Origin of the sequence: Paraburkholderia sp. UCT70 (assembly GCF_050434085.1) — a bacterium.
In the GTDB taxonomy this organism is placed as follows: Bacteria; Pseudomonadota; Gammaproteobacteria; order Burkholderiales; family Burkholderiaceae; genus Paraburkholderia; species Paraburkholderia tuberum.
Genome location: NZ_JBNPVZ010000003.1, coordinates 475479 through 489321 on the forward strand (window position 1 = coordinate 475479; position 13843 = coordinate 489321).

Annotated in this window: 12 protein-coding genes and 1 pseudogene; 10 read left to right on the forward strand and 3 right to left on the reverse strand. The window is 65.1% G+C overall.

Annotation, left to right across the window (positions count from 1 at the left end; genetic code table 11):
- Positions 1-36 precede the first annotated feature (36 nt).
- From OKW41_RS19980 to OKW41_RS20005, 6 genes are read left to right on the forward strand one after another with little or no spacing between them, the layout of a single operon-like run.
- Positions 37-693 carry an amino acid ABC transporter permease gene (locus tag OKW41_RS19980; RefSeq protein ID WP_184071925.1) on the forward strand — a complete coding sequence of 219 codons (657 nt, stop codon included), beginning with the start codon at positions 37-39 and terminating at the stop codon, positions 691-693.
- 18 nt (positions 694-711) lie between these two features.
- The gene (locus tag OKW41_RS19985) at positions 712-1488 is read left to right on the forward strand and encodes an amino acid ABC transporter ATP-binding protein (RefSeq protein WP_429573722.1); all 777 of its coding nucleotides are present in this window, start codon (positions 712-714) and stop codon (positions 1486-1488) included.
- The gene (locus OKW41_RS19990) at positions 1485-1796 is read left to right on the forward strand and encodes a (2Fe-2S)-binding protein (RefSeq protein ID WP_429448265.1); all 312 of its coding nucleotides are present in this window, start codon (positions 1485-1487) and stop codon (positions 1794-1796) included. The genes OKW41_RS19985 and OKW41_RS19990 overlap by 4 nt, the downstream gene beginning before the upstream one ends.
- Positions 1775-3151 (forward strand): FAD-dependent oxidoreductase, encoded by a 1377-nt coding sequence (locus OKW41_RS19995; RefSeq protein ID WP_429573723.1) that lies wholly within the window; start codon positions 1775-1777, stop codon positions 3149-3151. The genes OKW41_RS19990 and OKW41_RS19995 overlap by 22 nt, the downstream gene beginning before the upstream one ends.
- Positions 3148-4320: an NAD(P)/FAD-dependent oxidoreductase gene (locus tag OKW41_RS20000; protein ID WP_429573724.1), complete on the forward strand. Its 1173-nt coding sequence runs from the start codon at positions 3148-3150 to the stop codon at positions 4318-4320. Before OKW41_RS19995 ends, OKW41_RS20000 begins: the two co-directional genes overlap by 4 nt.
- Before the next feature lie 11 nt (positions 4321-4331).
- Positions 4332-4733: a helix-turn-helix domain-containing protein gene (locus OKW41_RS20005; protein WP_429573725.1), complete on the forward strand. Its 402-nt coding sequence runs from the start codon at positions 4332-4334 to the stop codon at positions 4731-4733.
- Positions 4734-4825: 92 nt separating this feature from the next.
- Here the strand turns inward: OKW41_RS20005 and OKW41_RS20010 are convergent, their stop codons facing one another.
- The 3 genes and pseudogenes from OKW41_RS20010 to OKW41_RS20020 all read right to left on the reverse strand — a co-directional run bounded on the left by OKW41_RS20010 (position 4826) and on the right by OKW41_RS20020 (position 7916).
- Positions 4826-5329: an Lrp/AsnC family transcriptional regulator gene (locus OKW41_RS20010; protein ID WP_090811115.1), complete on the reverse strand. Its 504-nt coding sequence runs from the start codon at positions 5327-5329 to the stop codon at positions 4826-4828.
- An 88-nt stretch (positions 5330-5417) separates the two neighbouring features.
- Positions 5418-6819 (reverse strand): annotated as a pseudogene (locus OKW41_RS20015) (aspartate aminotransferase family protein).
- 206 nt (positions 6820-7025) lie between these two features.
- The gene (locus tag OKW41_RS20020; RefSeq protein ID WP_429573726.1) at positions 7026-7916 is read right to left on the reverse strand and encodes a GNAT family N-acetyltransferase; all 891 of its coding nucleotides are present in this window, start codon (positions 7914-7916) and stop codon (positions 7026-7028) included.
- 314 nt (positions 7917-8230) lie between these two features.
- Here OKW41_RS20020 and OKW41_RS20025 point away from each other — a divergent pair, with 314 nt between their 5' ends.
- From OKW41_RS20025 to OKW41_RS20040, 4 genes are all read left to right on the forward strand, one after another.
- Entirely contained in the window at positions 8231-9811 is a 1581-nt protein-coding gene (locus OKW41_RS20025) for an ABC transporter substrate-binding protein (protein WP_429573727.1), read from the forward strand.
- A 132-nt stretch (positions 9812-9943) separates the two neighbouring features.
- Entirely contained in the window at positions 9944-10897 is a 954-nt protein-coding gene (locus tag OKW41_RS20030; RefSeq protein ID WP_429448252.1) for an ABC transporter permease, read from the forward strand.
- Positions 10894-11886 (forward strand): ABC transporter permease, encoded by a 993-nt coding sequence (locus tag OKW41_RS20035; RefSeq protein WP_429448251.1) that lies wholly within the window; start codon positions 10894-10896, stop codon positions 11884-11886. Before OKW41_RS20030 ends, OKW41_RS20035 begins: the two co-directional genes overlap by 4 nt.
- Positions 11886-13841 carry an ABC transporter ATP-binding protein gene (locus OKW41_RS20040; RefSeq protein ID WP_429573728.1) on the forward strand — a complete coding sequence of 652 codons (1956 nt, stop codon included), beginning with the start codon at positions 11886-11888 and terminating at the stop codon, positions 13839-13841. Before OKW41_RS20035 ends, OKW41_RS20040 begins: the two co-directional genes overlap by 1 nt.
- Positions 13842-13843: the final 2 nt, after the last annotated feature.

Consider the following 13843-nt stretch of genomic DNA (forward strand, 5'->3'; position numbering starts at 1 on the left):
GACTGAACGAATGCAAAGAGCAATGGAAGGCACGACATGCACTGGCAAGATATAGCCGACTTTGTACCGATTTTGCTGGAAGGCGCGGTGATGAGCATCGTCATCACGCTGGGTTGTCTGGTGTTGAGCACCGTGCTCGGCCTGACCTGGGCATTGCTGAAGATGTCGCGCTATCCCCTCGTCGTACGCGGTGTGAGCACGATGATCAACGTCGTGCGCGGCCTGCCGATGATCGTGCTGCTGTTCTACATCTACTTCGTGCTGCCGGAAATCCACATCCAGGTGTCGGCGCTGCAAGCCAGCATCATTGGGCTTGGTTTCGGTTACTCGACTTACGTCGCAGAAATTTTCCGGGCGGGTATCGAGGCAGTCGATCCGGGTCAGTACGAAGCCGCGCAGTCGATCGGCATGGGCCGCGTAAAGACGATGATACGGGTGATCCTGCCGCAGGCGATCAAGGTCGCGCTGCCGCCGTACAGCAACACGCTCGTGATGATGCTGAAGGATTCATCGCTCGCGTCGACCATCACGGTCGCCGAAATGACGCGCGAAGGCCAACTGATCGCGTCGTCGACGTTTCAGAATCTGACGGTATATACCCTCGTCGCGCTCGGCTATCTCGCGATGAGCTTGCCGCTGATGAGCATGACCCGCACGCTTGAACGACGTTTCGGTCGGCACAGGGCGAGATAAGTGCGAAGTGAGGATGCGATGATCGAAATCACGAATGTGCACAAGAGTTTTGGCACCGTACCCGTTCTCAAGGGCATTTCGCTCAACGTCCGCCAGGGCGAAGTGGTCTGCCTGATCGGTGCGTCGGGCTCGGGAAAGTCAACCCTGCTGCGCTGCATTAACGCGCTGGAGTCATACGACGAAGGCGAAATTCGTCTGCTCGGCGAGCGCGTCGAACAGCGCGCGCGCAACATCAACCAGTTGCGCACCCAGGTCGGCATGGTGTTTCAGCGCTTCAACCTGTTCCCGCACCGTACGGCGCTCGAGAACGTGATGGAAGGGCCGGTGCACGTCAAGCGCCTCGCGCGCGCGGACGCGCAACGCGAAGCGTCTGAACTGCTCGACAAGGTGGGGCTCGGCCACAAGCTGCACGCCTATCCTCATCAGCTTTCGGGCGGGCAGCAGCAACGGGTGGCGATTGCGCGCTCGCTCGCGATGAAGCCGAAGGCGATCCTGTTCGACGAGCCGACCTCGGCGCTCGATCCAGAACTGGTCGGCGAAGTGCTCGGCGTGATGCGCACCCTCGCACGGGAAGGCATGACGATGCTGGTGGTCACCCACGAAATGGGCTTTGCGCGTGAAGTGGCAGACCGGGTGTGTTTTCTGCACGCGGGACTCATCATCGAGGAGGGCACGGCGCAGCAGGTGCTGGGCTCGCCGCGCGAGGCGCGCACCCGCGAGTTCCTGCGCCACGTGCTGACCAATCGCAGCGACGCTCACGTCGCGCCCGGCGGTATGGCAGGAGCCGCGGCATGAACGGCAGATTCGTACGCGTAGGCGAGACGGTTCGCGCCAAAGTCGAACTGACGATCAACGGCGAGCCGGTCGAAGCGCTGGCCGGCGACACGCTGCTCACTGCGATGCTGTGCTCGGTGCGGCATGTGCGGCAGTCCGAGTTCGGCGCGGAACAACGCGCGGGCTTTTGCCTGATGGGCGCGTGTCAGGACTGCTGGGTATGGACCGCGGACGGCGAGCGGCTGCGCGCCTGCACCACGGTGGTCGAAGCAGGCATGCGCGTCGTCACGACGCAACCGGAGGCGCAATGGCCGAACCTCGCATCGTAATCGTCGGCGCAGGGCCTGCAGGGGTGCGCTGCGCGGAAACGCTGCTGGCGGCCGGCATCCGCCCGATCGTCGTCGACGAAGGCAGGCGCGATGGCGGCCAGATCTACCGGCGTCAGCCTGATGGCTTCACGCGGCCGTATTCGAAGCTGTACGGCACGGAAGCCGCGCGCGCGGAGAACCTCCATCGAACTTTCGAGCGACTGCGCCCGCAGATCGATTACCGTCCGCAGACGCTGGCGTGGAACGTCGCGCAAGGCAAGCTGCATATCGTGCATGAAGGGCACGCGAGCGCGTTGGGCTACGACGCGCTGATCCTGTGCCCCGGCGCGACCGACCGGTTGATGCCGGTCAAAGGCTGGCAGTTCGCCGGTACCTACAGCCTCGGTGCCGCGCAGATCGCGCTGAAGTCGCAGGCCTGCGCGATTGGCCGTCAGGTCGTTTTCATGGGTACCGGCCCATTGCTATATCTGGTCGCGAACCAGTACGTGCAGGCGGGCGCCAGGGTAGCGGCAGTACTCGACACGTCGAAGACCGGTGCGCGCTTGCGCGCGCTGCCCAAATTGCTGGCGCGCGTCGACGTATTGAGCAAGGGCCGCGCGCTCGTGACCGCGTTGAAGCGCTCAGGCGTGCGGATGGAAAACGGCATCGAGCCGCTCGAAATTCTCGGCACTCCGGACGACGGCGTGCTTGGCGTACGCTTTCGCGATGCGCGCGGCAACGTCGCGCAGGTCGAATGCGACGCGGTCGGTCTCGGCTATCACCTGCGGCCGGAAACCCAGCTTGCCGATCTCGCGCGCTGTGCGTTCCGTTTCGACGCGATCACGCGGCAATGGGTGCCGCAAATCGACGAACTCGGTCGCAGTAGCGAAAAGGGCGTCTATATCGCGGGCGATGGCGCGCGCGTGCTCGGCGCGGACGGCGCCGAGGTCGCCGGACGGCTCGCGGCCCACGCTGCGCTGAGCGATCTCGGGCGGCCCGTTGCGGCGACCACGCTCGACGCGTTGACGCGCGAACAGCGCAAAATGGATCGCTTCCGGCTGGGTCTGGCAGAGGCGTTTGCGTGGCCTGCCGCGCAGGCGGCGGGTCTGTCCGACGATACGATCGTTTGCCGGTGCGAAGGCATCACCGCGGGCGAACTGCGCCGCGTGGTGCGCGATGAAGGCGCGCAGGAAGCGAACCGTGCCAAGGCCTTTAGCCGTGTCGGTATGGGGCGCTGTCAGGGACGTTACTGCGGCCATGCGGGTGCGGAGGTGATCGCGGCGGCGGCGAACGTGCCGCTCGAGCAGGTTGGCAGACTTCGTGGACAGGCGCCGGTAAAGCCGCTGGCCATCGCAACCGTGGAGGATACCGAGTGAACCGTGCACAAGCCGATGTTCTGATCGTGGGCGGAGGGTTCATGGGTGCGTCCGCCGCATTTTTTCTGAGGCAGCGGGGCCGCTCGGTGATCCTGCTCGAGCGCCAGCTCGTCGGGCAGCAGGCGAGCGGCACCAACTTCGGTAACGTGCGCCGTCAAGGGCGCTTTCTGCCGCAGTTGCCGCTGGCGAACCGTTCGCGCGAAATCTGGGGGCGTCTGCCGGAATTGATTCAGCACGACGCCGAGTTTCTGATGTCGGGCCATGTCCGCGTCTGTTATCGCGAAGAGCAGGCCGACCAGTTCGAAACCTACGCGAAGGAGGCCGCGCACTACGGTCTCAAGCTCGACCTGTTGCGCGGCGACGCGCTGCGCGCGCGGTTTCCGTTTCTCGGTGCGGAGGTGCTGGCGGGCTCCTATTCGCAGATGGACGGGCACGCGAATCCGCGCCTCGCGGCGCCCGCGTTCGCCCGCGCCGCGGCTCGGCTCGGTGCGCAGATCGTCGAAAACTGCGATGTCGTGACGGTGGAAAAAGAGGGCACCGAGTTTCGCGCGACGAGCGCCGACGGCCGCACGTTCCATGCGCCCGTGCTGCTGATCACGGCGGGTGCGTGGGGCAACCTGCTGTCGGAGCAATTTGGCGAAGCGGTGCCGATCGCCGTCAACGGTCCACAGATGGCCGTTACCGAACCCGTGCCGTATGCGATCCAGCCGGTGGTCGGCGTGTCGTCGCCGCAGATCGAAGAGGTGGTGTATTTCCGCCAGGTCGCGCGCGGCAATATCGTGATCGGCGGCTGCGCGCGTGCGCCAGCGTATCTCGACGAACGCCGCGCGAAGGTCCTCCCGACAAGCACGTTGCTGCAGTTCAGACAGCTGCAGCGGGTCGCGCCGATGCTGCGCAAGCTGAGCATCATCCGGGTGTGGAGCGGCGTGGAAGGCTATATGCCCGATGACAAGCCGATCATGGGCGCAAGCGGGACGACCAGCGGCCTGTTCTATGCGTTCGGTTTTTGCGGCCACGGTTTTCAGCTTGGCCCGGGCGTGGGCGACACGATGGCCGAACTGATCGACACCGGCGCCACCAGCACGCCGCTCGAGCCGTTCGACATCCGCCGCTTCGCGGCCAGTCGGGAAACGGCACCGACAGTGCCGCCCACGTCGCGCGTTGCGTGAGCGGAGCGTCGATGCTGAGCCTGAGTCCAACCTCATCATCATCCGCGCCTGAGCTTGCGGGTGCGAGCCGTCATCCGACGCGCGCGCCGAATCGCGTGAGTCGCGCCGTGCAGCGTGCGCTCGACTTCATCGATGCCTGTTTCGCCGAGCCAATCAGCCTGTCCGAACTGGCGGCCGTCGCGGAGTTGAGCATTTCGAGGTTTGCGGTGCGCTTCAGCGCGGAGATTGGCGTGTCGCCGCAGCAATATGTGCGGCTAGTGCGCGTACGTCATGCGCAGCGCCTGTTGCGACGAGGCTTGCCGCCGTCGATCGTCGCGACCGAGGTGGGCTTCTTCGATCAAAGCCATCTATGCCGGCACTTCAAACGTGTGCTTGGCAGAACGCCGGGGGAATGGCTGAGCGCGAATGGTTGACTGCAAGTCGACAGGCCACCGGCGTCGCGCCGGTGGCCTCGAACGCATTCGACCCGATCGGGCCGGCGCGCGCAGCCGAAACCATCACCGCTTCATTGATGCTGCTGCGAGAAGAGCGTTTCCAGCGGGTATTCGGATTTCACGAATGGCGTCTTGATGATGACGTAGCTGAAATACTTCTCGATGCCGATGTCGCGCTCCAGCAGCCCTTCGATCACGCTCTGATAATGATTGACGCTGCGCGTGACGAACTTCAGCAGGTAATCGTAGCCGCCGCTCGCCAGATGGCATTCAATGATCTCGTCCACAGGACGGATCGCCGCCTCGAACTTGGCGAAGTCTTCACGACGATGATCGGCGAGCGTGACCTCGGTGAACACGATCTGCACGTCACCGAGTTTCTGCAGTTGGATATGTGCGCCGTAGCCGACGATATAGCCGGCCTTTTCAAGCCTTTTTACGCGAATCAGACAGGGGCTCGGCGAGAGCCCCACGGCGTCCGCAAGCTCGACGTTCGTGATACGGCCTTTCTTCTGGAGTTGCGAAAGAATACGCAGGTCGATCCGGTCCAGCTTCGTGTCGCCGCTTGTCGTCATGTATCGGTCTGCCCGTCGAAGGTTCTGCTTTTCGCTTCGTTGCGCTTCGCCTTGGTCAAGCAACGCGCAGGCCGATGTTATCACGCGCTCAGGCGGCCGCGCGGCTCGCGCCGCGCAATGCGGCACGCACCTCCGCCTGGTCGAGCACGTCGTCGAGCGTGCGCCGCAGACGGCCGAACAGTTGTTCGAACTCGGCCTCGCCGAAGCACAGCGCGGGCGCGAAACCGAGAATGCTGTCGCCGAATGCGCGGAACACGAGGCGGTTGCGGTAGGCTGCGGCCGTGATCCGGTCCGGCAGCTTCAGCGACGGATCGAAGCGTGCCCGCGAGTTCTTGTCCGCGACCAGTTCCAGCGCGCCGAGCAGCCCGCGATGACGCGAGTCGCCCACCAGCGGATGATCGAGCAGCGCGTCGAGCCCGGCGGCAAAGCGCGGTGCCTGCGCGATGCCGTTCGCGAGCAGACCGCCCTCCTGATAGAGACGCAGTACTTCGAGCCCGATGGCGGCGCTTACCGGATGCGCGGAGTAGGTCTGACCGTGACCGACGACCGCGGTATCGCGCGCATCGCCTGCAATGCCCTGGTAGATTTCGTCGGACATCAGCACCGCGCCCATCGGCGCATAACCGGAGGTCAGCCCCTTCGCCACCGTCATCAGATCCGGTTCGACCTGTTCGGCCTCGCACGCGAAGAGCGGGCCGGTACGACCGAAGCCCGTGATGACCTCGTCGGCGACGAACAGGATGTCGAGGCGGCGGCACGCGTCGCGCATCGCCTTTAACCAGCCGACCGGCGGCACGATCACGCCGCCCGAACCCTGGATCGGCTCGCAGAAGAACGCGGCGACGTTCTCCGCCCCGAGTGACGCGACTTTCGCTTCGAGCGCGGCGACGGATGCGGCGATCAGCGCTTGCGCGTCACTGCCTTGCGGCTGACGGTAGGCATACGGCGACGGCAGATGGTGCTGGTGCGGCAGCGGCAGGTCGAAGTTGCGGTGGAACGCGGGCAGCGCAGTGAGCCCCGCGCCGACCGACGACGATCCGTGATAGCCACGTTCGAGCGCGATCATCTGCTTTTTCGCCGGGCGTCCCGTTGCATTGAAGTAATGCGTGATGAAGCGTATCGCGGAGTCGATCGCATCGGAGCCGCCGAGCGTGAAATAGACGTGCTGCAGCGAAGCGGGCGCCAAGCGACACCAGTTTTTCGGCGAGTTCGATCGCGGGTTCCGACGAGAAGTGGAAGTAGGTGGTCGCGTAGGGCAGCTTCGTCATCTGGCGCGTCGCCGCTTCGACGATGCTCTGCTGGCCGTAACCCACGTTCACGCACCACAGGCCCGCAAATGCGTCGAGCAGTTCGTTGCCGTCGATATCGCGCAGATACGCGCCCTGGCCGGATTCGAGTACGGTGGTGCCGCGCGCTTCGTGCGCGCGATAGTTGATGACCGGGTGAATCAGGTGCTTGCGGTCGGCGTCGATCAGCGATGAGTTTGACATGATGGTGGTTCCCCGCACGTGGCGATCAGGTAAGAGTCACCCCTCGATAGTAGCGACAGCCGTATGCGTGCCGTTCAGCCAAAAAAAAGCCTAAAGAGCGTCGACGCAGCGTTTTTCACCCCGCAGACAGCATTTTCTGCTGGGCGTGCTTAATAGCAGGGCGAACCCCAATGCTGCCGTGCATGAGCGGCCGTGTTTCACCTGGCTCAGGTGAGCGACTGCGCGATCACCGCATACTGATGCAGCCCCGGGTCGGCGCGGCTCGACTCGCCATCGGCTGGCGCGGATGCAAGCCGGCGCATCTTCACGACCGTCTCCGAGCGTGCGAGACCGAGGCCGGTTAGCCACTCGCGCAGGCCGTGTCCGTGCGGCACGTCGATGCGCACCAGCGCGCCTTCGTTCAGCGCGAGCCAATGGCTGATCAGCGCCTTGGCCCGCACGGCGTCGGGAGACGCGCTGGCGACGACGGGGCCGATCACGAAGCCGCGTCCGAAGCGGCGGAACAGCGAGAAGCCGAGTAGTTCGCCGTCGCGATCGAGCGCGATACCGTCGGCCAGATCGAGCAGCGGCGGCAGTACGTGGCTGCGATCGAGGCCGCTAGCGCGTGATTCGAGCGCGACGAGTTGCTGCGCGTCGCTCGCCCCGAGCGGGCGCAGCCGCTCGTTGGCGGGCAGCGCAACGAGCGGCGGCCGGAACGCCGCACCCTGCATCTGGTCGAGGGCGCCGCAGCGCTCGAAGCCGAGCGCGTCGCACAACGGCTGGCCAGCCTCGGTCGCATAGAGCGTGATGTCACGCTTGCCAAGCTCGTCGAGCGCGTGCGCGAGCAACGTGCGGCCGATACCCACGCCGCGATGCTCCGGCGCGACGATCAGCATGCCCAGCGTCGCCTGATCCGCGCCGAACTTCCAGCAGACCACGGTGCCGACCAGCGCGCCCGCCGTCTCGGCGACGAAGCCGATCCCGGTGCGCGCCGAGAACCGCCAGTCTTCACGGCGATGCGGCCAGCCAATCGCGGCGGACAGGCGTTGAGCGGCAGGGATGTCGTCGGCTGTCAGGCGTCTGTAGGTGAAACGTGCGTGAGGCGTTGGATCGGACACGGGGCGCTCCGTGAATAGTCGGCCGTGCCGCGACTGTTGCACGTTGCCCGGTGATTGACTAGTACGAACTTCTCATCGTGGGGGGCGTCCTGTCCAGAACATCAGGGTCAACGCCAGGAGCGGCAAATCATGCTGTTTTGACCACTCAAAACCATGTTTTCGAATGGTCGAATCCGCCGATACGCGATCAACGCCATTTTTTGCAGTGCTTAAATCGATTCATGCAATGCCACCGCGCCGCGACCAGCACGCGGAGCGCCGTCGAACACCAATGCTGGATACCCCGCGTTCAATCACGAGTGAGGAGCAGTTGCATGTACGACGACCCAATCAAAACGGGCGGCTTCAGCCGCCGAGACATGATGCGTTTGCTGGCCACCGGCGGCATCCTTGCCACCGGCGCGGGAGGTCTGCTGGCGGGGGCTCGCCCGGCATTCGCGGCACCCACGCCGAAGAAAGGCGGCAAGATCCGGGTGGCCTACGACGCATCCTCGACCGCGGATACGCTCGACCCGGCCAAGGGTTCGGCAGGCTCCGATTACATCCGCTTCTTCATGTTCTATAGCAGCCTGACGCAGCTCGATTCGTCGCTGACGCCGAGAATGAATCTCGCCGAATCGATCGACACCAGCGACGCGAAAGTGTGGGTGCTCAAACTGCGCAAAGGCGTCACGTTCCACGACGGCAAGCCACTCGTGCCCGCCGATGTCGTCTACTCGCTGATGCGTCACAAGAATCCGGCAACGGCGTCGAAGGTGAAGACGCTGGCCGATCAGTTCGTGGAGGCGAAGCAGACCGGTCCCAACGAAGTCACGCTGACGCTCGCGTCCGCCAACGCGGACCTGCCCGTGATTCTTGCCACGCCGCAATTCGTGATCATCAAGGACGGCACGACGGACTTCACGACGGCCGTCGGCACCGGCCCGTACAAGCTGAAGACTTTCAAGCCCGGCGTTTCGACCGTCGGCATCCGTAACGACAGTTTCTGGAAGACCGGCGGCGGCCCTTACCTCGACCAGATCGAGCTGATCGGTATCGGCGATAACGCGGCACGGGTGAATGCGCTGCTGTCCGGCGATGTTCACCTGATCAATTCCGTCGATCCGCGCGCGACGCAGCGCATTGCCGCGACTCCGGGCTATGAGGTGCGCGAGACCAAGTCGGGCCTCTATACCGATCTGATCATGCGCCGCGACAACCCGCTGACGGGCAACCCCGATTTCGTGCAGGGCATGAAGTATCTGTTCGACCGTGACCAGATCCGCTCGGCGGTGTTTCGCGGTTATGCGGTGATCGGCAACGATCAACCGATTCCGCCCGGACACCGCTACTTCGATGCGTCGCTGCCGCAGCGTCCCCACGACCCGGACAAGGCGAAGTTCCACTTCCAGAAAGCCGGAGCAATCGGTACGACGCTGCCGCCGATCTATGCGACCACCGATGCGAACGGCTCGATCGAGATGGGTGTGCTGCTGCAGCAGTCCGCCGCGAAGATCGGCGTGAACCTGGACATCAACCGCGTGCCGGCGGATGGTTACTGGTCGACGCACTGGATGAAGCATCCGCTCGGGTTCGGCAACATCAATCCGCGCTCGAGCGCCGATGTGCTGTTCACGCAGTTCTTTAAGTCGGACGCCCCGTGGAACGAGTCGGGCTGGAACAACCCGAAGTTCGACCAGTTGCTGGCCGCAGCCCGCTCGGAAACCGACGATGCGAAACGCAAGCAGATGTACGGCGACATGCAGGTACTGGTATCGGAGCAGGGCGGCATTGGCATCCCGACCTTCCTGAGCCTGCTCGATGCGAACGACAAGCACTTGCAAGGGCTCCAGCCCGTGCCTACCGGCGCGATGATGGGCTTCAACTTCGCCGAGTACGTGTGGTGGAACGCGTGACCCGCTGAAGCGCCCGGACGCGGCGGGTGGCCCCCGCCGCGCCGCTCGCGGCAGGCAGCCGCAGCGCACCCGAGCGGCACGGCTCATGTGTGACTCGCCGTGTCGCGCAGCCTAACCGAGGAGCTCATGCCCATGAACGGGAATATCGCCCAGTTGATCGGCCGGCGCGTCGCCGTCACTGCGCTCACGCTGCTGATTGTCTCCATCATCATCTTCGTGATCACCAACCTGTTGCCGGGCGATGCCGCGCAGGCCGCACTCGGCCAGTCGGCGACGGCGGATACGGTCGCGGCGCTGCGGCTGCAGTTCGGCCTCGACCAGCCGGCATACCTGCGGTACTTCCATTGGCTCGTCGGTCTGCTGCACGCGAACTTTGGCGTGTCGCTGTCGAGCAATCTGCCGGTGTCCGAGATGATCGAAGGGCGCCTGCCGAAGTCGCTGACCCTCGCGGCGATCACCACCGGGGTGTCGGTGCCGATCGCGGTGTCGGCGGGCATTCTTGCGGCGGTCAACCGCGACTCGCTGATCGATCGGATCGTGAGCCTCGGTACGCTGTCGCTGGTCGCCACGCCCGAGTTCCTGATCGCGACGCTGGCGGTGCTGGTGCTGGCCGTCAAGCTGCACTGGCTGTCAGCGCTGTCGTATAGCGGTGAGATCGAGAGCCTGCACGACTTTCTGCGCGCGTATGCGATGCCGGTCGTCACGCTGTGCGCGGTCGTGATCGCGCAGATGGCCCGCATGACACGCGCCGCGGTGATTGAGCAACTCGGTTCTTCGTATGTGGAAATGGCGATGCTCAAGGGCGCGAGCCCCGCCCGCGTCGTACTGCGCCACGCACTGCCGAATGCGATCGGCCCGATCGCCAATGCAATCGCGCTGAGCCTGTCTTATCTGCTTGGCGGCGTGATCGTCGTCGAGACCATCTTCAACTACCCGGGCCTCGCCAGCCTGATGGTCGACGCGGTGAGCAACCGCGACTTCCCGCTCGTACAGGCCTGCACGCTGCTGTTCTGCCTCGGCTATCTGCTGCTCGTGCTGCTAGCCGACCTGTGCGCCATCATCTCGAACCCGAGGCTGCGGACATGACGATTCTTCGACCTTCTTCCGATGCGCCTCACCGGCTCGGTGCGCTCGAACCGGTGCAACGCAGCAGCATGATGCCGCAGGGCGCCGATCCCGCGCGGTCCTGGGGAGGCGGCGGAGGCCCGGCGCCTCGACCGGTGCGCCGTCGCAGCCTCGCGCAACGCATGAACCTGTCGACCGGCGGCTGGATCGGCCTGGCGATGGTCAGTTGCGCGTTGTTCGTCGCGGCGTTCGCACCGTGGATCGCGCCGCATTCGGTCGGCGCGATCCTCACGCCTGACGTATTCGCGGGCTTCAGCGCGAAGCTGCCGCTCGGCTCCGACTACCTGGGTCGCGACATGTTGACCCGCATCATCTACGGGATGCGCCTGACGGTCGTGCTCGCGCTGGCGGCGGCGCTGCTCGCGGCGCTCACGGGGACCATGCTGGGACTGCTGGCGGCCGTGGCCGGCCGCCGTATCGACGAAACCATGAGCCGGCTGCTCGATGCGGTGACGTCGATTCCGTCGAAGATGTTCGCGCTGATGATCGTCGCCGCGTTCGGCTCGTCATTGCCGTTGCTGATCGTGACCGCGGCGATCAGCTACATGCCGGGCTCGTACCGGATCGCCCGCTCGCTGGCGGTCAATATCGGCACGCTCGAATACGTGCAGGTCGCGCGGGCGCGCGGCGAAAGCGCGCTCTACATCGCCTGCTTCGAGATGCTGCCGAACATGATTCATCCGATACTCGCCGACACCGGACTGCGCTTCACTTTCGTCGTGCTGCTATTGAGCAGCCTGAGCTTTCTCGGTCTCGGCGTGCAGCCGCCGTATGCCGATCTCGGTTCGCTGGTACGCGAGAACATCGCCGGCCTCGGTGAAGGCGTGCCGGTCGTGATCCTGCCCGCGATCGCAATCGCGATCCTCACGGTCGGCGTGAACCTGCTGATCGACGGACTGCCTCATCATGGCCGCCGCAAGGGCATGCCTGATGCCGACGGAGGTCACTGATGAAGGCACCCTTTTTCAGACGTGCTCACGCGGCCTTTGACGCCGTCTCGAGGACCGCGCCACTACCCCCGTCGAATCTGGTCGAGGTACGGGGGCTGCGCGTGGTGGGAAGCCGGCCCGGCGAGCCGGATACGACGATCGTGCATGACATCGACTTCGAAATTGCGCGCGGCGAGGTGCTCGCATTGATCGGCGAATCGGGCTCGGGCAAGACCACGATCGCACTGTCGCTGATGGGCCATGCACGCAGCGGCTGCCGCATCGCGGGCGGCGCGATCCGGGTGGGCGACACCGACGTGCTCGGGCTCTCGCCGAAAGCGCTCGCGGGATTGCGTGGCCGCAAGGTTGCCTACATCGCGCAAAGCGCGGCCGCTGCGTTCAACCCGGCGCGCCCGATCATGGACCAGGTGATCGAAAGCGCGCTGATTCACGGCACGCTCAGCAAGCGCGCCGCGCAGGCCAAAGCGGTCGAACTGTTCCGCGCGCTCGCGCTGCCGGAGCCGGAGACGATCGGCCGGCGCTACCCGCACCAGGTGTCGGGCGGCCAGTTGCAGCGGCTGATGGCGGCGATGGCGCTGATCACCGACCCCGAACTCGTGATCCTCGATGAACCGACCACGGCGCTCGACGTCACCACGCAGATCGACGTGCTGCAAGCGTTTCGCAGCGTGATCCGCCAATGCGGAATGACGGCCGTCTACGTATCGCACGATCTGGCGGTGGTCGCGCAGATGGCGGATCGCATCGTCGTGCTAAGCAACGGTGAAATCCGCGAAACGGGCCGCACTGAACAGATTCTGCATGCGCCGGCGCACCCGTATACGCAAAGCCTGATTGCTGCCGTGACGCCCGTCGCCCCGGCTGCCTCCACCTCGGCGGCTCCCGACGCAGCCCAGCCGAACACGCCGCTGCTCGAACTGCGCGGTCTGACGGCCGGCTACGGCCGCACCGACGCGAAGGGCTTGCCGCACAAGGTCATTCTGCGCGACGTGGACCTCGTGATCGATCGTGGTCAGACGGTAGGCGTGATCGGCGAATCCGGTTCGGGCAAGACGACGCTCGCGAAGGTGATCGCCGGGCTCGTGCCGATGGCGCGCGGCAATCTGCTGCTCGACGGTGAGCCGCTCGCCGCCAATCTCAGCCGCCGCAGCCGCGAACAGTTTCGCTGTATCCAGATCGTGTTCCAGAACGCCGACACCGCGCTTAATCCGACGCACACCGTCGAGCGCACGCTGGCGCGTCCGCTGAAGTTCTATCACGGCATGAAGGGCGAGGCCGCGCGGCGCCGCGTCGCCGAACTGCTCGGCCTGGTGCGCCTGCCTGCCGAGCTGGCGCAGCGGCGCACCGGAGAGCTGTCGGGCGGGCAGAAACAGCGCGTGAATCTCGCGCGGGCCCTGGCCGCCGAACCCAAGTTGATCCTGTGCGACGAAGTCACGTCCGCGCTCGATACGGTGGTCGGCGCTGCCATTCTCGAGCTGTTGCGCGATCTGCAAAAGAAGCTCGGCGTGTCATATCTGTTCATCACGCACGACATCGCCAAGGTGCGTGCGATCAGCGACGACATCGTCGTGCTGTACGCTGGGCACCGCGTCGAGACGGGCAACCGCGACGCGTTGTCGGCGCCGCCATATCACCCGTATTCGCATCTGCTCGTGTCGTCGGCGCCGGAGCTTCGCGCCGGCTGGCTCGAAGAAGCGGGCGAGCGTTGTCATCAGACGTTGCCGCCGATTGGTGAGTCGACTCATGAGCCGGAGCTTTGCACATTTCTCGCGCGATGCCCGATGCGCATCGACGGTGTCTGCAATCGCACGTCGCCGAGCGTGCGCACGCTCGCGAGCGGCGCGCAGGTGCTGTGCCATCGCAGCGAAGCGGAACTGGAGCGATACCAGAGCGGGCCGCCCGACGGTGCTGCTGCGGCGAGCGTGCTCGCGCAGTCTGGCACGGTGCGGGTCTGATG